This is a genomic window from Sporosarcina sp. BI001-red (assembly GCF_003384035.1).
GTDB lineage: Bacteria > Bacillota > Bacilli > Bacillales_A > Planococcaceae > Sporosarcina.
In genome coordinates, this window is sequence record NZ_QQAK01000010.1 from 13766 (window position 1) to 35932 (window position 22167).

Sequence of the window (22167 nt, forward strand, 5' to 3'; positions counted from 1 at the left end):
GATGTAATGAGCTCACTATATTCATGTGAGAATGAATAATAGTATAACAAACAATGATGATCCTAATAGACCAAAAGCAATATCCTGCCAAGACATAGTTGCCATACTCCGAGTTTGCGTGTTATTTTCCAAATTAATTCTCTCCTTTTGTCGATTTCCCGGGAAATAACGAGATATTTCTGGGAAGAGTAGTCCGTGATGTTAGGGAGTATCGTCAGCTTGATGATTAGTTATTCAATACCCACGTTCGAGGTATTTAGAAACACCTTTTTAAATAAAAGTCTATTAATTTCTCTTGAATCGGTTGTTTCTCTCATGAAATCTTTGCAAATCTTGTAGATTTTGCTAAAGTAGAGGATAGGAAGATATTATCGAAACCCATTTCCCATTTTTGACAAGAAAGGAATTATCCCATGTTTTTCAACTTTTCGTTCTGGCGCTATGTAACGAATCCATCACAACTCGCCATTAATCACCAAAAATCGGCAATGCGCGGATTCAACCGACGGATTGTCTTCCTTTTTCTTTCTGGTATCGTAATCTTTGCATTACGTGACATATGGGGAATGACGACAGACACACTCAGTCCGATGCTTGTACTTGCTACAGACGGCGATTATACGATTGCTCGATTTGTCTCAGTGATGGGTGCTGTTTTATGGGCAGTTATCTACATAGCTTTTCATTTGTTTTTTGTTTCTTATATCCTTGGTCTTTTGACATCGATTCCAGTTCGACGAATTGTGCCTTTGCAATTACTGGTAACGGGTGTTTTACTTATTGAAAAAGCGCTGATCTTCCTTGTATTCTTCATAAAAGGAGAAGCGACAAACGTTTCATTTTTATCATTTGGACCGCTATCTGCAACATTTTCGAACACTTGGTTTTTAATCATGTTCCTCAATCAGTTAACGATCATTTCTGCACTCATTGTTAGTTTGCAGTTTAGTTTCATCCGTTCTTACACGAAAACGATAAATTGGAAAAGTTTACTCGGGGTTCTGATTGGACTGCAAATTCTATTCGCTTTGTTGACAGCGGCAATTGGGTACATCCCATTTGAACGTCTCTTCAATTACGTCATGCAAGGAGGCGCTTCATAATGAACAAATTTACAAATGCAGCCATTGCGGTTGTCGTCAGTGTCTTTGTTGCACTTAATCTCTACTTGATGTTTTCAGAGAAAAGCGTCATTCCAAAATCAGTCTATGTGAGCGATTATGAACGAATGTCTGCCAAAGAGTATAAAGAAGTTCTGCCAAAAGAAGGTCTAGTGGCTCCTGCAGAAACATTTACGGTTTATACCAACGACAGCAATACGATCGACACGTGGCTCGTGCAAGAAGGCGATGCTGTAACGACTGGTGAAGAGCTTGCTACTTTACAGACAGAGCAAGCGGACGGTCAGCGTGCAGTTTGGGAATCCGAGAAAGAAGCATTACTCACTCAGCAAAGTACGATTCGATCGACAATTTCAGATTTAGAGTCTGGCGACAAAACAAATAGCTCGAATTCATCAAAGTCAGATCGCAAACAGACAGATGATGATACAAAAGTAGAGTTGAATGTGGATGTCAAAGTCGATGTGAACCAGACTGGTTCGTATGCACAAGCGATTGCTGAAGCAGAGCGTGATTTAGCCGACACGGAACGCCGCTTGAAAGTGGTCGAATCCCAGTTGGAACAAAACTCATCAAATCCTGCGCTTATTAGCCCAACAGATGGTGTCGTTGCGCGTATTACTAGCGAAAGCTATCAGCCGAAAATCATCATTTATAGCAATGAGCAAGTTGTTGAAACGTACGCTGAGGACGAAGAGTGGAGTAAACTTGCGAACGGTGATCCAGCTGTGCTGAACGCGAAAGGCGCCGAAGGTACTTTACAAGGTTCAGTCGAATCGATTGATCAAGTCCCTGCAACACCGAACGAGTTTTTAGATGCTTACAAAGCGCTTGCGGATAAGAAGGTTACAAATCCTTTAGCGTATTACCGAGTTCGTCTGAATGCGAATGGCGAAGAAGTCCCGGCTCCATTCGGGACGCATGTGAACACGGTCATTACGACAAATGTTGCGCAAAATGCTGCAGCAGTTCGAACGAAATGGCTAACGAACGCAGGTAAAGACAAAGCTTCAGTCTGGAGACTTGAAAAACATGGTTATGCCGCGTCAGCAGAAGTTGTGACTCCGTTTGAATATCTCAATCGAACAGTTGTCACTGAAGGCCTCGCAGCTGGGGATATAGTCGTTCACGACAAATCCATCCGTGATCAGGAAAGTGCACCACGTGTCTTCTTCCCGATGCCCATGGACATGCCAACGAAAGCGGAATGGAAAGCATTCGGCTGGAAAAAAACTTTTAAAGTATTGCTATTGAAACAACCATAAGCAAGAAATTTAAAATACAAAGAAGACTGTCCGGATTGTCAGTAAAAACTGATGAAACGGGCAGTTTTTGTGTGCGCTATTATGAGGGAGGATAGGATGATTGCATCAAAAATAAGTGTTCAATAACCGTGAATATAAATTTATGTTGAATTCATGCATATTATTTAGAAATTCGGGAATAGATACTCATCTTCATAAAAAGGGACGTGCACCTATTGGAAACTCAAAGGAAAATGGTACAGGCTCTACTTAATCAGCAGCCGATGCAAAAGAATAACCGGGTTAGAAACCAAACGAAGAATAGTAATTATATTACAACTGAGGATTGTCATCAAAATTATATAGTATTGGATTTTGAAACGACAGGCATGCGAGCAGGTGCTGATAAAATAATTGGTGTGCTTGCCATTCGATATGAAAATCATGTCGAACAGGATCGGTTCGAAACATTAGTGAATCCACAGCGACATATTCCCATGGAAGTGACACAACGAACAGGGCTCTCAAACGAGGAAATTGGGACCGCACCAATTATGGAAGAGGTCATTCAGCACCTAGTTTCATTTATCGGTGAGATGCCTATTGTCATTCATGACAGTTCTTTCGAAATGGGATTCTTAGAGTCACTACACGACTTTTCAAAAGTGTATTTACCTAAATACACTGTGGTGGATACGACTAAATTGGCAAGACAAGTGGCAGGCCAGCTAAAGGATGAAGAGAAATTGAAGAAGTTAGCTTTTTTACTAGGCACTAAACAAGACTCATTGAGCGGAATAATGGATTGTCGTGCAACTGCTAATATCTACAAGTATTGCTGTGAGTTAAACGAAGAAATGCATGAGTGTTGAAAGGAACCGCACTTCGGCATCGCACGAAGTGTTTTTTTTATTTGTTTTTTTTAGGGCTGTGCTATGGCCGTTAGATTAAGTGACTAAAGTGTAACCCGCCCGTTTCTAGACTCAACCCGCCCGTTCAGCGCGCCAACCCGCCCGTTTCCAGGCCGAACCCGCTCGTTCCGCGCGCCAACCCGCCCGTTTCCAGGCTCAACCCGCTCGTTCCGCGCGCCAACCCGCCCGTTTCCAGACTCAACCCGCTCCTTCCGCGCGTCAACCCGCCCGTTTCCTGAATCAACCCGCTTATTCCGCGCGCCACCCCGCCCGTTTCCAGGCTCAACCCGCTCATTCCGCCGGCCAACCCGCCCGTTTCCAGGCCGAACCCGCTCGTTTCCAGACTCAACCCGCTCATTCCGCGCGCCAACCCGCCCGTTTCCAGACTCAACCCGCTCGTTCCGCGCGCCAACCCGCCCGTTTCCAGGCTCAACCCGCTCATTCCCAAAAACTACCCATCAATCTCCACAACTCCGCCAAACGCCCTACATCCACCACCTCGGACATTCATCACGGATTCCGAAGTATCTTCCACACCCAACGGACTACTCCACATGACCTAAATAGATGCCTATTGAACGATTTTTCTGAAAAGAGAGTTAAATCTTACAAAACCTTGTCCACAAGGGATTCTAATATCTTCCAAACTATGATATTGTCATTCTGTCACTTAATTTAGTTAAGTCTGACAACAAAAAGTTTAAGGGGGAAGAGGAATTGGTAAATAAGAAATTCACGAAGTTCCTAAGTACATTTTTAACACTCATCCTGGTTCTTTCGCTTGTTCTGCCGTTCTCCGGTACTGCAAACGCGGCGCTGTTGAAACAGCCGTTCAAGTCGAATCCGCAAGATGAAAGTGTGCTCCAGCAAAAAGCTACGATTGCACAACAGACAAGCTTGTTGGAAGGGGATGCACGACTCCATAAGGATCTACAGGATCTCACGGGTAGTCAAAAAGTTCCCGTCATCATTCATTTATCCGAAAAAGCGATTGGTCTCGAACAAGGGATCAAGAAGCTGAACGGAAAGAAGATGACACAATCAGAAATCGTTCTCAAAAAAGAGAAAATCAAAGCTCAACAAAACACAACTCGAAAAGAAATGACGATTAAAAACGTCAAATTCGACCAAGTTTACTCATACGATACAGTCCTCAACGGTCTCTCCGGAACAATTCAAGCGAACGACCTCAACAAACTTCTAACAGTAAGCGGCGTGAAATACGTCGAACCCGATACAACAGTCTATGCACTAGAAGGTCTTCAGAAAGTCGACCCGAAAGTAGATGCAAAGATGGACACAAGCATTCCGTTCCTAGGCATTAACAAGCTATGGGAAGAAGGAATTGAAGGACAAGGCGTCAAAGTTGCAGTACTCGATACTGGAATCGACTCGACGCACCCTGATTTGAAAGCGGTTTATAAAGGCGGTAAAAACTTCGTTCCTCACGTAGGTAGTGATTATGCACGCCCACGAGCAGATGACGATGGTTCTGAAACATCTCCACTCGATCGTCCGGCAAACAAGCCGGAAGTGAACGCGACTGGAAGCACATTCTATACGACTCACGGAACGCACGTGGCAGGAACAATTGCCGCACAAGGTAATAACGAATTCGGCATCAAAGGAATCGCGCCGAAAGTTGACCTATACTCGTACCGCGTTCTTGGCGCTTACGGGAGTGGCTCAACTTCAGGAATCATCAAAGCAATTGATACAGCAGTTATCGAGAAAATCGATGTGATCAACCTATCACTCGGTGGCGGCGCAAACTCTGAAACTGATGGTGCATCTTTTGCCATCAATAACGCAATGCTGGCAGGTACGATTTCTGTCATCGCAACAGGAAACTCAGGCCCGAACCGAGGCACAATGGGGACACCCGCAACATCACGTCTTGGAATCGCGGTTGGTAATACAACAAATCCTGAAACACATTTCAAATCCAACGTAAACGTAACAGCAGGAGACTTCACATACAACAAAGTGAACGACCTAATGGCAACGACATTTGGTAAAGACGTAGAAACACAATTGGCAGGCGACTACGATCTAGTTGCAGTACCAGGACTAGGTGCTGAAAAAGATTACGCAGGCCTTGACGTAGCCGGTAAAGTTGCACTTGTTTCTCGTGGAGAAATCGCATTCGTCGATAAAGTCGAAGCGGCTAGAGCGAAAGGTGCAGCAGCTATTATCGTCCACAACTTTGCAGGTGGAACTAATGCACCGAACAAATCAGACGTATTCCTAGGGGACGCGTTCGAATTCATTCCGACATTTGATATGTCCGTAACAGACGGGGACGCACTTCGCGCGGCTCTAGCAACAGCACCAGGAACTATTTCGTTTGATCAATTCTCAAGCATTAAAACAACAGGTGATGACGTCAATGACTCAAGTTCACGCGGTCCATCTACACCGAACTTTGACATTAAGCCAGACGTATCAGCACCTGGAACTAACATTATGTCAACAATCCCAATGTATGGGAATGACTTCCCGGACGCAGATTACAGTGAGGCCTACTCACGTAAAACTGGGACATCCATGGCAACTCCTCACATCGCTGGAATCGCAGCACTCGTAAGACAAGCGAATCCGACATGGAACGCATTTGACGTAAAAGTAGCTCTTTCAAACACAGCAAAATTGCTCGATACGAAAAAGTATGACGTCTTCGCACAAGGAGCAGGACGCGTCGATGCTTACCAAGCGGCACACGCAGATGTACTTGCTTATGCGATCGACACGGCAAATAACGACGGAACGATAGTTGAAAACTTAAAAGGAACCGTTACATTCGGTCCTCAAAAGTTGGATAAAAACCTCTCTGTCACAAAGAAAATTAACGTGAAAGATTTGAAATCAGTGGGCGGGGACTATACCGTATCTGTTGATGTAACAAAAGGATTTGGCGACGCAAAACTAACAGTCGACAAGCCTGAATTCACATTGAATGGCGAACAGGAACTAAACGTGACGCTTACTGCTTCAAAAGCAACAACAAAAGCTGGAGATGAAATTCTCGGCTACATCCACATCAAAGGCAACGGCAAAGATCTCTCATTACCATTTGCTGCTGACTTTGGAGGCGCAGCGGCCGTCGCATTAAAAGACATGAAAATTACAGAAACAGATCTTTCATTCAATGGAGATGGCGTGAAAGACGAGGCCGTTCTCTCATTCACAATTACAGGGGATGTAGGAGCAAACTATATTGAACTTTGGAATATTATGGACCCAACGGGCGGGAAATTTGAAGATGGGTACATTGGATATCTGCACGCTGGTACTGAATTGGCAGGAGGATCTTATACTCTTCCAATCACTGGCGGCTATACGCCTTGGGGTGGAACTGGGGAAACGAAGATCCCAGACGGATTATATACAATCGACTTCACAGCTGAACCGAAGTCAGGCAATCCGAAAACAATCTCTGATTACGTTGGACCTGTCGTTGTAAAATCGACAGCAGGCACAATTGAAGGGGAAGTTGATGACACAAAAGCAACGGGTAAAGTCATCGACAAGTACGTTGACTACCAAAACGAACTCGTAAAATACGGAATGGGCTACGATATCAATACAAAACTTTCAGCAACATACGAAGTGACAGCAAATGATGCAGTCGTCAATTCAGGTGCAGTGAAATTAGCACAAGACGGCACATTCTCATTCGAACTTCCAACGTTTGATAAAACCAAAAACAACGTCACTGTGAAATATGCAGACGCTGCTGGCAACAAGGCAGAACAAGTCATCTACACAGCAGTCGACGAGCCAGTAGACACAGTTTCCGTTTCAGTGGATCAATCCGCACTCGACTTGAAAGTAGGCGACGCAGCTCAACTTCTAGTTACAGAAACAACAACGAAGCCAGATGGTACGTCAACTGACCGCGACGTAACGGCAGAAGCAACATTCGCTTCAAGCGATGCTGCTGTTGCAACAGTTTCAGGCGGGAAAGTAACTGCAATCGCTGCAGGTACAGCGGATATCGCAGTCACTTACAACGATTTCACACAATCAGTTCCTGTAACAGTTACAGCTGAACCTGTGAAAGAAGAAGTCAGCTACGCGCTAAACAAGAAAGAACTATCACTTGGGGTTGGCCAGCAAGAACAGCTGATCATCACTGAAACGAAAGTAAAAGCTGACGGCACAGTCGTGAAAACAGACGTAACGCCAACAGTCAACTTCAACGTTGTAGATAACTCAATCGCGACAGTTCACAAAGGTCTTGTTACTGCTCACAAATCGGGCAAAACACAAGTCCGCGTCATGATTCCAGGACAAGATACTCGCTTCGTTTATCTAGAAGTGAAAGATCTTCCTCAAGACGTAGTAACATATTCTGTGGACAAAAATGCATTGAAATTAGGCGTTGGTCAGCAAGAACAACTGACAATTATACAAACAACAGTGAAGCCAGACGGCACGGTAGTCGAAAAAGACTTCACGCCATCAACTAGCTTCAACGTGGTGAACAACAAAATCGCAACGGTTTCAAAAGGACTCGTAACTGCTCAAAAAGCTGGTAAAACACAAGTCCGCGTCATGATTCCGGGCGAAGACACGATCTTCGTTTATGTTGAAGTCGTAACACCTCCACAAAACATCGTCACGTATTCTGTGGATAAAACAGACGTGAAGATGCAAGTGAATCAGCAAAAGCAAATTAAGATCAATGAGAAAACAGTGACGCCAGATGGCAAAATCACTGAAAAAGACGTAACAGGCGCAAGTAACTACAGCGTCGTTAACAACAAAATTGCTACAGTTAAAAAAGGATTGATCAGCGCGCTCACACCAGGCAAAACACAAGTGAAAGTCGTCTTGCCAAACGGTGAAAGTCTACTCGTCTACTTGACGGTGAAAGGCGAGCCCGCTCCAATCGTTACGTATTCGTTGGATAAAGACAGTGTCTCCTTGAAAGCAGGGGACACCGCTTCTATCCAGCTCGTCGAAACAACGACGAAAGCAGATGGCACGTCGACAACAAAAGACGTAACAACAAACGCAGCATTCCAGTCCAACAATGCGGACGTTGCAAAAGTATTCCAAGGTAAAATCACAGCAATCAGTGCAGGAGACGCAGAAATCAGCGTCACACTCGGTGACTTCACAACGACTGTTAAAGTTCACGTGGAAGCCGCTGCACCAAAGTCAGTAGTAGTGACTGAAGATATGATTGCTTCATTCATCGGAGACAAAAAAGCGAAACAAATCATTGTTGACGTACCTGTGGCTGTTGGCACGATGGATGTAGAGTTCTCGAAAGCAGTATTGAAGCAAATCGAGAAATCTGGCAAAGATCTTGTCCTAAAAGCAGGCAACGCAGCGTACACGTTCGAAGACGATGCTGTTGGAGAACTGCTTAGTCGCGCTGGCGACGCAGTCATCACACTCGGCACATCTTCATCGGCTGATGTGAAAAATGCAGTCACAGATGTCTATGCAATCGAATTGTCCAAAGGCACAGCAGCTCAGAAATCTGCATTGAAAAAGTTTGATGAAGAAATAGCAGTTGCGATCCAAGTGGATGAAGCAACAGCGAAACAGTTGAAGAAAGCTGAAGCTCTCAACTTAGTCACAAACCAATCATCAAAAGTCAAAGTGAAGAAGAACGAAGCGCAGTTCAATATTGAAGCTGCAGGAAGCTACGTGATTGTTCAAAAGTAATCGAGAAAAGGCTGCCTGCGGGCAGCCTTTTTGCATGGTGTTGTGACGAACCGCTCGATCCCCGCGAATACAACCCCACTCCAAACCGTATCCAAGCTCGCGACCAATCCGTCTTTCCGCGTTTTAAAACCAAGACTAATTGGTGTGCTCCGCTTCGCTGCGCATTTAGTGAGGGGAAGTGGGTGCCGTAGCGAACCGCTCGTTTTTGCTCCTTAACCGCTCCAATCCACGTGCTAACCGCTCGATTCAGTCACATAACCGCTCCAATCCTCTGGCGAACCGCTCCATTCGGCCAGCTAACCGCTCGTTTCCTCTCCCGAACCGTTCGATCCCCGCGAATACATCCCCACTGCAATCCGTATCCAAGCTCGCGACCAATCCGTCTTTCCGCATTTCAAAACCAAGACTAATTGGTGTGCTCCGCTTCGCTGCGCATTTAGTGATGAAAGAATGCGAGCATGTGGTCTTTTGCTGGCTTTCCGGTCTCGAACCCGCTCGATTCGGCCTCGAACCCGCTCGTTTCCCCGAGCAACCCGCTCGATCTGGCCTCGAACCCGCTCGTTTCCTCGAGCAACCCGCTCGATCCGGCCTTGAACCCGCTCGTTTCCTCGAGCAACCCGCTCGATCCGGCCTCGAACCCGCTCGTTTCCCCGAGCAACCCGCTCGTTCCGGCCTCGAACCCGCTCGTTTCCTCGAGCAACCCGCTCGATCCGGCCTTGAACCCGCTCGTTTCCCCGAGCAACCCGCTCGATCCGGCCTCGAACCCGCTCGTTCCCCCGAGCAACCCGCTCGTTCCCCCGAGCAACCCGCTCGTTCCGGCCTCGAACCCGCTCGTTTCCCCGAGCAACCCATCCGTTCCCACCACACAAAGTAACCCACCAGTTGACCCGCCACTTCAAATATCAACCAATAGTAGATTGAATCACCTGCCGATTAACATATACTGAAGATAGAAGAAAAAAGGGGGAGACACCATGCTCCAAATCGGTACCATCATACTACGCGAACGTCAGAGGATGAACATTACGCAAGAAACACTCGCCGCACATTGCCAAGTCACAAAAGCATCCGTCTCGAAGTGGGAGAAAGGACAAAGTTATCCCGACATCACGCTACTTCCGAAACTCGCAGCCTATTTTGATATCACGGTCGATGAACTGCTCCACTATGAGCAAGAAATATCCAAGCAAACCATCCAAGACTTGTATAATGACTTCTCGCAAAAGTTCGGAAAAGCACCGTTTTCACAAGTTTTCGAAGAAGTCGAAAACCAAGTGAAGACGCACTATCACCATCCATCGCTACTTCTGCAAATGAGTGTTCTCATGCTCAATCATTACCAACTTGCTGAAGACAGCGCGAGCATCTTGAACAAAATCACACAATGGCTCGAGCGCATCCGCCAGGTCAGCGACGACGTTTGGGTACTGAGACAAGTGAACTCGTTACAAGCAAGCGTTGCACTCATGCAAGAAAACCCGCAAAAGACACTCGAACTCCTAGACGGCGTCATTCAACCAAGTATCGGAGACGAACTGGTGCTCGCAACCGCCTATGAACAAGTCGGAAACACCGAAGAAGCCACACGCGCGATCCAAGTGATGATGTACCAAAGCGTCCTTCAACTCGTTGGGAGCAGTCCAATTTATCTAAGACTCACAGCGTCCAAACACGCTTCTTTCAATGAAACCATTCGTAGAATCGACGGTTTGATTGACCTGTACGAACTCAAAAATCTTCATCCTAATATGTGCATACAATTTTATGTTAGCGTCGCACAAGCTGCTGCAAAGGAACAAAATCGTGAGCTACTCTACTGCTACCTCACGAAGTACGTAGACGTGTGTATCTACAATCTATGGCCAATCGCACTTCGCGGAGATGACTATTTTTATCTATTAGAAGACTGGCTGGAGCAATTGGATCTGGGCAAAAACTCGCTACGCAACGATGAAATCATTAAACAATCGATCCTTGAGTTCATGGAAGCACCATTTTTTGAAACCTATCAAAGAGATGAAGAAATGCGCGCTCTAAAAAAGAAATTACAGTGGGGATTGGAGGGTAAATAATGAACACAGATTTGGACCTACTCATCGAATACTTGCCGTTCATCATACCACTCGTCCTTTTACAAGTTGGACTCGCCATTTTTTCCGTCATTCACGTCATACGCCACCCGCATTACCGGTTCGGCAACCAAGTGCTGTGGCTATTGATCGTACTTTTCATTCAATTCATCGGACCACTTATTTACTTCATTGCAGGAAGGGGAGACGAAGATGGTCGTATCCATTAACAACGTCACGAAGAGATTTGGCGCAAAAGAAGTGCTCCAAAACGTCAACCTAGCGATCCCAGAGAACTCCATTTTTGGATTCGTCGGAGCGAACGGTGCCGGGAAAACGACACTCATGAAATGCATGCTAGGGCTACTCCCCGTCACGTCTGGCACCATCACAATCGCCGGAGAAGCCGTCACATTCGGCCAAACGAAATCGAACGCACACGTTGGCTACTTGCCGGACGTCCCGGAGTTTTATCCGTATTACACGGCTCAAGAATATTTGAAACTATGCGCTGTCATCACCAATATGCCGAAACGAGAACGTAAGCAACGTATCGAAGAATTGCTAGAACTCGTAGGATTAATCCAAACCAAATCCCCCATCCGAACGTACTCGAGAGGCATGAAACAGCGGCTCGGCATTGCGCAAGCACTCCTGAATCGCCCGAAACTACTAATTTGCGATGAACCCACGTCGGCTCTCGATCCAGTCGGACGTGCACAGATTTTAACCATATTGCAAGCGGCTAAATCCGAAACAACGGTCTTCTTTTCAACGCACATTCTGTCAGACGCCGAGCAAATTTGCGATCGTGTCGCCATGCTGCACGAAGGAACCATCATCTTTGAAGACGAACTCACCGCGCTCCAACAACAAGTGGACCATCAATTCGTATTCACGTTCACCACATCAGTAAACCAAGCGTTATCACAGCTCAGCGAACTCGAACATCACATGTATATAGAAGAAGATGCACTTATCGTACAGTTATCAAGCGAAAACGAACGACTCCAATTCATGCGCGAACTCACGGATCGCAATCTTGTCATCCAATCGATGCACCCTCATACAAAACTGCTCGAACAAGTCGTGCTGGAGGTGCTGAAATGAGTTCCTGGCTAGGTTTTCTGAAGAAAGAATGGACAGAAAGTGTGAAGTCCTACAAGCTACTGCTGACCCTCTTGATCTTTTCTGTGCTCGGCGTCATGAATCCGTTTATCGTAAAAATCACACCTACTCTCATGAAGAATTTCATGCCAGAAGGCACGGTTCTGAATCTACCAGATCCAACTGCAATTGATTCATGGCTGCAATTCTACAAAAACTTTCCCCAAATGGGACTGTTCATCTTCATACTTTTGTTCAGCACGATGATGTCGAAAGAACTGGAAAAAGGCACTCTCGTCATCTTGCTCACAAAAGGGCTGCGGCGGAGCACGGTCATCACCGCGAAATTTGCAATGGGATTTACTTATTGGACACTCGCATTCCTGCTCACTTTCATCATTACCTATAGCTATACCGCCTTTTATTGGGATCAAAGCATCGTTCAGCACGTGTTTCTCGCGGCAGGATGTGTCTATGTATTCGGGTTACTCCTATTCACCATCACACTTTGGGGGAACACCTATTTCGCATCCGCATATGGTGGTCTTTTGGTGACGGTGGTTGCTGTTATCGCACTGTTCATCGTCGCGATTTTCCCCGAGTCCGCATCGTGGAATCCACTCCAACTATTGACAGCCCCTCCGCACATGTTGACAGGGGAAGTGGCATTGGTAGAAATGCGAACGCCATTTATCATCGCAATAGGAACACTATTCATCTTTCTTTTAGGAACTATTTTTCATTTCAATAAAAAACGTCTATAACACTCTATTTCATTAGAATAAAGGCGGTGCTATTTTGACATGCAGTCTGTTTTGTAAGGTCGTTCCAGGGTATACTAACCATAATAGGTTTGTAGAAGGGGGAGTGACCGGATGGATATCCACGAAAAAGCGATTCGTCTGTTGCAGGAAAAGGTCGAGCAACCAAATCGTTCACGCAAAACAACTTCACAAAAATATAAAAAAAGCACAGAATCCGTAACCGATTACGTCGTGCTCGACTTTGAGACGACGGGCTTACGAGCGGGAGCCGATCAAATCATTCAAATCGGAGCGATCCGTTATTTTGACCATTGGAAAGATGAGCAAATGGACGTCCTCATCAATCCACGGCGTTACATTTCACCAACCATCACCCGCATAACGGGCATCTCCAACGAAATGGTGGAAGAAGCACCAACGATCGATGAAAAAATTGAAGAGCTGATTGAATTCATCGGAGAACTGCCGATCATCGCCCACAATGCATCGTTCGATATGGGCTTTTTATACGCGCTCGAAGGCACAAATGGCATCTCCATCCCAGAATACACCGTCATCGACACCGTCAAAATCGCACGCCAGAAAATCAAAGACACACCCAATCACAAACTTACGACGCTCACACAATACCTCCAACTCGAACACGACGCCCACAACGCAATCGGCGACTGCCTCGCAACCGCCGCCATCTATCAATACTGCACCAAATAAAAACCCTGCCGAGCAGGGTTTTTTTGCGTGTACAGCAAGATATTTCACTGAAACATGGAACATTTGCTCAAGCAACCGTCCAATCCGCTCAAGCAATTTGAAAAGTGATCAAGCAGGTGGCCAATCCGCTCAAGCAAGCTGAAAAGTGATCAAGCCAGCGTCCAATCTGCTCAAGCAACATGAAAAGTGATCAAGCTCATCTCTCATCCTCTCAAGCAAGCCCCTCCCCATGGCCGCGGAAGTTCCCCTAAATTTCACATGACACAAACTCGCGACCAATTAATCCCTCCCATGCCTAAAACCAAAACCAAGATTAATATGTGTGCGCCGCTCCGCGTCACAATTTCGTGCGGTAATCCCTCAGAAACATGGAACATTTGCTCAAGCAAGTGGCCGATCCGCTCAAGCGGGTAGAAAAGTGATCAAGCCTCTAGCTAATCCGCTCAAGCAACTTAAAAAGTGATCAAGCGAAACGAGAATCTGCTCAAGCATCCTTGAGAGCAATCAACCCAAACATGAATTGTGTCAAAAACCCAATAATTCGGCTTTGCGACATTCTATATCTTTTCTAAGAGGGACAAGCTAGACTATAGAAAAATGGAGGTGAATCTTTGTTATACAAACAACGAACAATGCCAAAACTGCTCCAAGGACTGCTCGCATTAGAGAAACGATTAGCGCCTACTCACCCGCAATATGACTACATTCAAAAGGAACTCTACAAAACACGCGCGGGTTACGGGGGAGAGATGGAATACGACCGCTACATGAAAGAAGTCCGAACTGACTACCCGCACGCCATCCTCCATGATCTTTCCTTACAACAAGAAGGCGTCTATTTTCAAATCGACTCCCTATTTATCACTCCTGAAGCTATCATCATCACGGAAATCAAAAACAGAGCCGGGAAAATTCTTATCAAAACGAACCCAACGCAGTTTCTCCAAGTATCTGCGGAAGGAGAATCTTCTGTATTTCGAAGTCCAATAGTAGAAGTGAATCGAAAACAACAGTTTTTGGAAAGGTGGCTCGCTAAGCGTAATATTCATATTCCCGTAAGAGGTATTATTGTGTTCGCTCACAATAACGAGCTGCTAATTGAGGAACAACCCACGATGCCTGTGTTTACTTCCTATGAGGCACCTATTTATTTTAGGTCTCTAGAAATTCAAGAGCGTGTGTTGGATAAAAGAATGATAGAAAAGATAGCGACAGCCCTTGTGCAAACTAATCGACAATTCAATCCTCCATTATTAAGTACTCGCTATAGATTTTCTAAACAAGACGTGACTCGAGGAGTGTTTTGTCCTACATGTACTGGAACTGAAGTAATGCAATGGGATAAACTTCGCTGGAACTGTCCAAGATGCGGCAATACCAGTGCAACTGAACACGAAAAAGCATTAAGGGAGTGGTTCCTACTCATCTCAGGAGATATCACTAATCGTGCATTTTGTGAATTCACGGGAGTTCCGGATAGGCACACCGCAAAAAGACTACTATCCCGAAGCCAGTTACATCGGAGAGGGAAGCGGGCTGGGAGTGTATACGTCCCTGCGAATAAATAAATGGGTTACAAACGCTTCGCTAAGCGAAGCGTTTTTCCTTTGGATTGAGGAAATCGGGAGTTGCTCAAGTAAGTGTCATATCCGCTCAACAGAACCTGAAATTGCTCAAGCCCGCGTCCAATCCGCTCAAGCAAGCTGAAAAGTGATCAAGCCTCTAGCTATACCGCTCAAGCAACCTAAAAAGTGATCAAGCTCAACGTGAATCCGCTCAAGCACCCCAAAAATCCCCCAGCAACCGAATCACCATACACGCGGCAACTCCACCAAATCCCTAACCACACAAACTCGCGACCAATTAATCCCTCCCATGCCTAAAACCAAAACCAAGATTGATTAGTGTGCGCTGCTACGCGTCGCAATTTCGAGCAGAAATCCCTCGGAAACTAGAAAAGGTGATCAAGCAAGTAGCCAATCCGCTCAAGCAGGCCTATATGTGATCAAGCTCAACATGAATCAGCTCAAGCAAGCTTAAGAAGTGATCAAGCACCCCAAAAATCCGCTTAAGCACCCCCAGCAACCCAATGCCCATACACGCGGCAACTCCACCAAATCACAAACCACCAAAACTCGCGACCAATTAATCCCTCCCATGCCTAAAACTAAAACCAAGATTGATTGGTGTGCGCCGCTCCGCGTCGCAATTACGAGCGGAAAGCCCTCGAAAACTAGAAAAGGTGATCAAGCCGGTAGCCAATCCGCTCAAGCAAGTTGTAAAGTGATCAAGCCTCTAGCTAATCCGCTCAAGCAGACCACAAATGTGATCAAGCACCTAACCAATCCGCTCAAGCAAGCCGAAATGTGATCAAGCACCCCCGCAATCCGCTCAAGCAACCCACAAATGTGATCAAGCACCACCCAAATCCCCCCAAGCCACCCCAAATTCCCCCTACCCCCCATCCACAAAATAGGCTATACTCAACAAAAACCACTCAATCACGAAAAGGAGGCACCGCCATGCGACCCGACACACCCAAAACACCAAACGCACCACAACCCAATCAACCCAAGCAACACAAACAAGACCCGCGCTTCAAAACTGCGCACAAAGAAGCGTGGATCGGCGTCGCGCTCGCCATCTTCAACTTCATCTGGTGGTTCGGATTCGCCTATGGTCTCGGTGGCCGCCCCGTCGAAGAATACACATACATACTCGGCCTGCCCGACTGGTTCTTCTGGAGCTGCGTCGTCGGCTTCATTCTCATGAGCATCATCACCGTCGTCCTAGCGAAATTCGTCCTCACCGACATGCCGCTCGACGACGATCGAGCCTATCATCCAAATCCACCTAACTTTCACGATCAGAAAGGACCGAACTCATGAACATCGGCGTACTCATCCCGCTCATCATATTCCTAATTGCAATCTTCGCCATCGGGTTCATCGCATCCAAACAAATGGGCAGTGGCGGCAGCTTCCTGCAAGACTACTTCCTAGGTGGCCGTGAACTCGGCGGATTCGTCCTCGCGATGACCATGGTCGCCACATACGGCAGCGCATCCAGCTTCCTCGGTGGCCCCGGCACCGCGTATACCGTCGGCTTCGGCTGGGCGCTACTTGCGATGACCCAAGTCGTCACCGGTTATTTCGTCCTGCTCATACTCGGTAAGAAGTTCGCCATCCTGAGTCGTCGCTACGACGCCGTCACGATGATCGACTTCCTAAAAGCGCGTTACAACAGCCCAGCAGTCGCGATTCTCGCAGCCATCGCCATCATCGTCTTCCTATTCTCCGCGATGACCGCGCAATGGGTAGGGGGCGGCCGTCTCATCGAATCGCTCACGGGACTCAGCTACACGTCGGCGCTCTTCATCTTCGCGATCAGCGTCCTCGTCTACGTTACAATCGGTGGATTCCGCGCCGTAGCACTCACCGACGCTGTCCAAGGCGCAATCATGGTAGTTGGCACGCTCATCCTGCTCATCGGAGTCATCATCGCAGGTGGCGGAATTCCTGCCATCATGCAAGATTTGTTGAACGAAAACCCGAACCTCGTCACACCATTCGGAGCAGACAGAAGTCTGACACCAGCTTACGTCTCCAGCTTCTGGATCCTCGTCGGAGTCGGAGTCGTAGGACTTCCGCAAATGGTCGTCCGAACAATGAGCTACAAAAGCTCGAAGGCCATGCACCGCGCACTCGCCATCGGTACCATCGTCACCGGATTCATCATGCTCAACATGCACTTGATCGGCATCTTCGCGCGTCCCGTCCTACCAGGAATTGAAGTGGGGGATAAAGTCATCCCGCTCGTCGCGCTCGAAGTCCTACCACCGTGGCTCGCTGGAATCGTCCTAGCAGCACCAATGGCAGCCATCATGTCCACCGTCGATTCGCTCTTGCTGCTCGTCAGCTCCGCGATCGTCAAAGACGTCTACCTGAACTTCATCAAACCAGACGCACCCGAACAGAAAGTCAAAATGCTTAGCTTCGGCATCACTGGCGTACTCGGAATCATCGTATTCCTACTCGCCCTGCAGCCACCTGACCTACTGATCTTCCTAAACCTATTCGCATTCGGAGGACTCGAAGCCGCCTTCATCTGGCCAATCGTCCTAGGACTCTACTGGAAACACGGCAACAAATACGGCGCACTCCTATCCATGTTCACCGGAATCGGCAGCTACATCGCGATCCACTTCTACAACCAGGAATACGGCAATCTACTAGGCGTCCACACCGTCACTCTCCCAGTAGTCCTATCCCTACTCGCATACCTAATCGGAAGCCTAGCCGTAAAACGCGAACCCTTCAAATTTTAAAAATAAAACCGCTCAAGGCTATCCGTAGCCCTGAGCGGTTTTTTCACTTACCCTTCAACACATTTAACGCTGCAATTAATTCCTAGAATATCCGTTTGCAGCGTAGAGAGAAACCGTCCTGTATCACCTTTTTCAAATAAATCTAAATACAGCTAGTCTTAACACTACTAAGCTGATATGATAGACATGCATGTCCAAACTACCACTCTAGGGGGCAATTTCGAATGACGAAGAAGACTAGATTCATGGCAACGACCATCACAGCGGCAGCAGTCGCAACTGCACTGGCGGTACCAAGCGCATCAGCCGATTCCTCGAAATTTACTGACGTATCTGATCGTTATACAGACGCGGTCAACTTCCTATGGGCAAACGACGTAACATCAGGCATAAGCGAAACAAAATTCGACACGAAGTCTAACGTAAAACGTACGGACGCAGCAATCTTCATCGCAAAAGTCATGGGCCTTGAGCCAGGTGGCGTATACAAAGAATCAGGCTTCACAGACGTACCGAAAAACGCAAAGTGGGCAGTTGACGCACTCGCTGAACACGGAGTCGTCAACGGGAAAAGTGCAACGAAATTCGGAGCTTCTGAGCACCTCACACGCGGCGAAGCAGCAGCGATGATCGTCAAAGCTGCAAAAATTGAAGCCGACATCAAACAAACTGAAACTCAGTTCACAGACGTCAACAAACGATTTGCTCCCTACGTCCAAGCGCTCGTCGACGAAAAAATCGCAAGCGGCAAAGACAACAAAACATTCGGTACATCCATGCCCGTCACTCGTGGCGAACTAGCCCTATTCCTCAACCGAGGCAACGCGAAATTCGGCTATCTCGATCTCTTAGTGATGCACATGAATGACCATCACGCATACCTCGACAACTTCCCATACATCTCAACAGTTGTTGAAGAACTTCGTGCAAACAATGAAAACAATCTACTCCTCCATGGCGGAGACGTCTTCTCAGGCGACCTCTACTGGAATAAATATAAAGGACAAGCTGACGTGGTCATGATGAACTATCTAGGCTTTGACGCAGTCACTTTCGGCAACCATGAATTTGACGAAGGCGGGTCTCACGAAGCTATGAGAAATTATGTAAAGGCTGCAGAATTCCCGATATTAACTGCGAATATCGATGCATCTGCGGAACCAGCTTTTGAAGGCCTCCAAAAACGTGGCGTATATGACGATGCTGCCGCTGGTGGTATTTATGATGGTTCAATTCAAACAATAAACGGTGAAAAGGTGGGTATCTTCGGATTAACTACTGAAGAAACTGAAAACATTGCTTCGCCAAACAAACTGAAACTTGAAAACTATATCGAGCGTGCTAAAGAGACAGTGGCTGAATTTGAAGCACAGGGCGTTAATAAGATCATTGCGATGACACACCTCGGTGTCCATGAGTCTCCTATTTATGGAAATGACCAAGCGTTAGCAAAAGCAGTTCCAGGTATCGATGTTATCGTTGGTGGACATAGTCACACTGAATTGATAGAGCCGATTACGGTTTCCCACGAATCAGGCGGTAAAACATTAATTGTCCAAGCCGGGGAACATGCGAATAACCTAGGTACACTGAAGGTTAAGTTTAATCCTAAAGGTGAGGCATATTGGGATCATGGTGAACTTATCAAAATCGATTCGAAAACGATGAAGATTGATCCTAAGGCTCAGGCAGTACTTAAGCCTTTCCAACAAGGTAAAGAAGAACTTAAGAAAGAGTCAATTGGTGTAGAGTCTGAAGTATTATTAGATGCGAAACGCGACTCCAGTGCTGAAGGGATTTCAAGTATTCGTCATAACGAAACCAATCTTGGAAACGTAATAGCGGATGCAATGCTTTGGAAAGCGAAGAGCATGCCAAACCTAAAAGACGAAATCGTTGTTTCTATGCAAAATGGTGGCGGAATCCGAACAAGCATTGAAGCTGGAGATATTTCAGTCGGCAGCATTGTTCAAGTCTTGCCATTTGGTAACCCGTTAGCAATCGTAGATTCAAACGGTAAAGAAGTAAGGGAAGCATTAGAGCGTAGTGTCTTTGCAGCTACAATTGAGGGTGGCAAAGGACTAAAAGAGTCAGGTGGCTTCTTACACGTTGGTGGTATGAAGTTTACATTTGACAGCACGAAAAAATCCGGAGAGCGTATTGATGAAGTTTGGGTACTGAAAGGGGAAGAATATGTTCCTCTCGAAGCAGACCAAAAGATATATATTGCAACAAATAGCTTCACGTCACGTGGCGGAGATGGATACGAAGTATTTGAAAAAGCATCTAAAGAAGGACGAGTTTCTGACCCGGGATTCTCAGATACTCAAAATGCTATCGAATACCTTCAGTCACTAGGCGACAAAATCAACCCTAAAGTCGAAGGTCGCATCATCGACACGTCTTTGGAAACACAACAAAATGGATATAAAGTTCCAGTTGAGGACACGAAAAACTAAATAAAAAAATATAAATAACGCTGAATCATCTCGTGTAAGATGATTCAGCGTTTTCTACAAAATGCGTCCCATAAGACTTTGCAGCAAGTAAGCACTGCAAACAATGACTGAATAGCTAGAGTGAAATAGCACTAACCTATTAACATACCCCGATTTAGGTCGATAGAAACATAGAGAAATACAAAGAATTGTTGTATCCTTTACGGTAACGACAAATATTTGGAGGATTGTACCATTGAAAAAACTAGCAGTATGCCTTACCTTATCTCTCGCAGCGCTTGTCCCATTCGGACAAGATTCCAAGGCCGCAGCCAACTTCACGGATGTCGGAACGACCCATCGTGCACAGGCTGAAATCTATTATCTTGTCGAAGGCGGGATCACAAGCGGAGTATCTGAAACTCGTTTCGTCCCGGAGCAACAAGTGACGCGTGTCCAAGCCGCAGCTATGCTCGGACGTACACTGAACTTAAACGGAGAACAGCGTGCAACGAACTTTAAGGACGTTGGAAAGAACAACTTCGCTTCCGGCTACATACAGCAGCTTGTCGACAAAAAAATCATTTCGGGTTATGCCGATGGTAGCTTCAAACCGAATAACACACTGAGTCGTGGAGAAATGGCGCTCTTAATTGGACACACGTTCGATTATAATGCCAGTTCTGTAAGTGTGGCAGCAGGCTCGCTTATTAGCAAAGGAATTTCGCAAGGAGTTGCTGACGGCTCATTTGGTGTATCTCAGTCAATTAATCGGGGAGACTTTGCCGTATTCCTAGCACGTAGCATCAACGCGGATTTCCGCACAGCAGACAATGAAAAGTTCGAGCACGATGCCTATGTGGACACGAAAGACGGATCGAAATTGAACCTCCGTACAGGTCCGAACACAACTTATCCATCAATCGGTTCAATTCCGTCAGGCAAAATCGTTTCCTATTCGTACTCCGTTGGAGATTGGGTGTACATCACTTCTGACAACGTAAAAGGTTTCGTACACTCGGCTTACTTACAGTCGGACAAGCCGTCTGACAAACCCGTCGTAACACCACCAACTCCGACACCACCAGTGAAGCCGGATCCTACACCGGTGCCAACACCGCCAGGCAAAAAGCCTTTGAGTGATATCACTGTAGTGATTGATGCAGGTCACGGAGGATGGGATCCAGGCAGCTCGGGCAATGGATTTATCGAGAAGAATGTTACATTGAACGTAGCGAAAAAGATGGAAAAGTATTACGCGAAAGTGCCGATGAAAGCTATAATGACTCGCACAGATGACACGTATATTTCGCCGTCCGCGCGTGGTGCCTATCCCAAAAAAGTAAAAGGCGACATTTTTGTTTCCATCCATACGAATTCCCATACGGGAGGGGCTGCTAATGGAACCGAAACTTTCTATTACACTAAATCTGCAGCAGTAAACCCAAACGTATCCCAGTCAAAAGCACTTGCGCAATATGTCCAAAACCGTCAACTTGAAGCATGGGGGTTAACAGACCGCGGCGTAAAAGAAGGTAACTTTGCAGTACTTCGAGAAAACAATGTGCCTGCTGTACTTGCTGAACTTGGATTCATTACCAACAAAAAAGACATAGGCATTATGGGAACTGAAGCAGGTCGTGAGAAAATGGCAAGAGGATTATTCCTTGCCACACTCGACTATTACTATTATTATGAAAATAGAAAAGATGTTTTGCCTTTGTATAGCACGGTAAATGCTACACCGAGTGGCAAACTACACTAAACACATCCATTCCACTCGTTCACAAGAT

16 protein-coding genes are annotated in these 22167 nt (G+C 46.4%); 14 read left to right on the forward strand and 2 right to left on the reverse strand.

Annotation, left to right across the window (positions count from 1 at the left end; genetic code table 11):
* Positions 1-413 precede the first annotated feature (413 nt).
* The 3 genes from DVB69_RS05025 (at position 414) to DVB69_RS05035 (ending at position 3237) form a co-directional block, all read left to right on the forward strand.
* The gene (locus DVB69_RS05025) at positions 414-1103 is read left to right on the forward strand and encodes a hypothetical protein (RefSeq protein WP_116017239.1); all 690 of its coding nucleotides are present in this window, start codon (positions 414-416) and stop codon (positions 1101-1103) included.
* Positions 1103-2386 (forward strand): efflux RND transporter periplasmic adaptor subunit, encoded by a 1284-nt coding sequence (locus tag DVB69_RS05030; RefSeq protein WP_116017241.1) that lies wholly within the window; start codon positions 1103-1105, stop codon positions 2384-2386. The genes DVB69_RS05025 and DVB69_RS05030 overlap by 1 nt, the downstream gene beginning before the upstream one ends.
* Positions 2387-2601: 215 nt before the next feature.
* On the forward strand, positions 2602-3237 hold the full coding sequence (locus DVB69_RS05035; protein ID WP_116017243.1) for a 3'-5' exonuclease: 636 nt from the start codon (positions 2602-2604) through the stop codon (positions 3235-3237).
* 124 nt (positions 3238-3361) lie between these two features.
* On the opposite strand, the gene DVB69_RS17440 is transcribed toward DVB69_RS05035, so the two are convergent.
* The gene (locus tag DVB69_RS17440) at positions 3362-3541 is read right to left on the reverse strand and encodes a hypothetical protein (RefSeq protein WP_147300753.1); all 180 of its coding nucleotides are present in this window, start codon (positions 3539-3541) and stop codon (positions 3362-3364) included.
* Between the two features lie 452 nt (positions 3542-3993).
* Between DVB69_RS17440 and DVB69_RS05045 the strand changes: the two genes are divergently transcribed.
* Positions 3994-8958, forward strand: a complete 4965-nt coding sequence (locus tag DVB69_RS05045; protein WP_116017247.1) for a S8 family serine peptidase — start codon at positions 3994-3996, stop codon at positions 8956-8958.
* 436 nt (positions 8959-9394) lie between these two features.
* Here the strand turns inward: DVB69_RS05045 and DVB69_RS05050 are convergent, their stop codons facing one another.
* Complete coding sequence (locus DVB69_RS05050) at positions 9395-9823, reverse strand: hypothetical protein (protein WP_116017249.1); 429 nt, start codon at positions 9821-9823, stop codon at positions 9395-9397.
* Positions 9824-9932: 109 nt separating this feature from the next.
* Here DVB69_RS05050 and DVB69_RS05055 point away from each other — a divergent pair, with 109 nt between their 5' ends.
* The 10 genes from DVB69_RS05055 to DVB69_RS05105 all read left to right on the forward strand — a co-directional run bounded on the left by DVB69_RS05055 (position 9933) and on the right by DVB69_RS05105 (position 22139).
* Positions 9933-11030: a helix-turn-helix domain-containing protein gene (locus tag DVB69_RS05055; protein WP_116017251.1), complete on the forward strand. Its 1098-nt coding sequence runs from the start codon at positions 9933-9935 to the stop codon at positions 11028-11030.
* Positions 11030-11257, forward strand: coding sequence for a PLDc N-terminal domain-containing protein (locus tag DVB69_RS05060; protein WP_116017253.1), 228 nt, complete (start codon positions 11030-11032; stop codon positions 11255-11257). Before DVB69_RS05055 ends, DVB69_RS05060 begins: the two co-directional genes overlap by 1 nt.
* The gene (locus DVB69_RS05065; protein ID WP_116017255.1) at positions 11241-12137 is read left to right on the forward strand and encodes an ABC transporter ATP-binding protein; all 897 of its coding nucleotides are present in this window, start codon (positions 11241-11243) and stop codon (positions 12135-12137) included. The genes DVB69_RS05060 and DVB69_RS05065 overlap by 17 nt, the downstream gene beginning before the upstream one ends.
* Positions 12134-12898: an ABC transporter permease gene (locus DVB69_RS05070; RefSeq protein WP_116017257.1), complete on the forward strand. Its 765-nt coding sequence runs from the start codon at positions 12134-12136 to the stop codon at positions 12896-12898. Before DVB69_RS05065 ends, DVB69_RS05070 begins: the two co-directional genes overlap by 4 nt.
* A 111-nt stretch (positions 12899-13009) precedes the next feature.
* On the forward strand, positions 13010-13609 hold the full coding sequence (locus tag DVB69_RS05075; protein ID WP_116017259.1) for a 3'-5' exonuclease: 600 nt from the start codon (positions 13010-13012) through the stop codon (positions 13607-13609).
* Positions 13610-14220: 611 nt separating this feature from the next.
* Positions 14221-15177: a nuclease-related domain-containing protein gene (locus DVB69_RS05080; protein ID WP_116017261.1), complete on the forward strand. Its 957-nt coding sequence runs from the start codon at positions 14221-14223 to the stop codon at positions 15175-15177.
* Positions 15178-16131: 954 nt separating this feature from the next.
* Positions 16132-16497, forward strand: a complete 366-nt coding sequence (locus DVB69_RS05090; protein WP_116017265.1) for a YhdT family protein — start codon at positions 16132-16134, stop codon at positions 16495-16497.
* Positions 16494-17936 carry a sodium/pantothenate symporter gene (panF, locus tag DVB69_RS05095; RefSeq protein ID WP_116017267.1) on the forward strand — a complete coding sequence of 481 codons (1443 nt, stop codon included), beginning with the start codon at positions 16494-16496 and terminating at the stop codon, positions 17934-17936. The genes DVB69_RS05090 and panF overlap by 4 nt, the downstream gene beginning before the upstream one ends.
* Positions 17937-18160: 224 nt before the next feature.
* A complete protein-coding gene (locus tag DVB69_RS05100) occupies positions 18161-20395 on the forward strand; it encodes a 5'-nucleotidase C-terminal domain-containing protein (RefSeq protein ID WP_116017269.1) in 2235 nt (744 codons plus the stop codon).
* 235 nt (positions 20396-20630) lie between these two features.
* On the forward strand, positions 20631-22139 hold the full coding sequence (locus DVB69_RS05105; protein WP_116017271.1) for an N-acetylmuramoyl-L-alanine amidase: 1509 nt from the start codon (positions 20631-20633) through the stop codon (positions 22137-22139).
* Positions 22140-22167 lie beyond the last annotated feature (28 nt).

What these genes read in the sequence shown, in the direction of transcription:
- DVB69_RS05065 (WP_116017255.1), top strand. Translation starts at nt 11,241, where the DNA reads ATGGTCGTATCCATTAACAACGTCACGAAGAGATTTGGCGCAAAAGAA.
- DVB69_RS05025 (WP_116017239.1), top strand. Translation starts at nt 414, where the DNA reads ATGTTTTTCAACTTTTCGTTCTGGCGCTATGTAACGAATCCATCACAA.
- DVB69_RS05075 (WP_116017259.1), top strand. Translation starts at nt 13,010, where the DNA reads ATGGATATCCACGAAAAAGCGATTCGTCTGTTGCAGGAAAAGGTCGAG.
- DVB69_RS05100 (WP_116017269.1), top strand. Translation starts at nt 18,161, where the DNA reads ATGACGAAGAAGACTAGATTCATGGCAACGACCATCACAGCGGCAGCA.
- panF (WP_116017267.1), top strand. Translation starts at nt 16,494, where the DNA reads ATGAACATCGGCGTACTCATCCCGCTCATCATATTCCTAATTGCAATC.
- DVB69_RS05055 (WP_116017251.1), top strand. Translation starts at nt 9,933, where the DNA reads ATGCTCCAAATCGGTACCATCATACTACGCGAACGTCAGAGGATGAAC.
- DVB69_RS05070 (WP_116017257.1), top strand. Translation starts at nt 12,134, where the DNA reads ATGAGTTCCTGGCTAGGTTTTCTGAAGAAAGAATGGACAGAAAGTGTG.
- DVB69_RS05030 (WP_116017241.1), top strand. Translation starts at nt 1,103, where the DNA reads ATGAACAAATTTACAAATGCAGCCATTGCGGTTGTCGTCAGTGTCTTT.
- DVB69_RS05060 (WP_116017253.1), top strand. Translation starts at nt 11,030, where the DNA reads ATGAACACAGATTTGGACCTACTCATCGAATACTTGCCGTTCATCATA.
- DVB69_RS05090 (WP_116017265.1), top strand. Translation starts at nt 16,132, where the DNA reads ATGCGACCCGACACACCCAAAACACCAAACGCACCACAACCCAATCAA.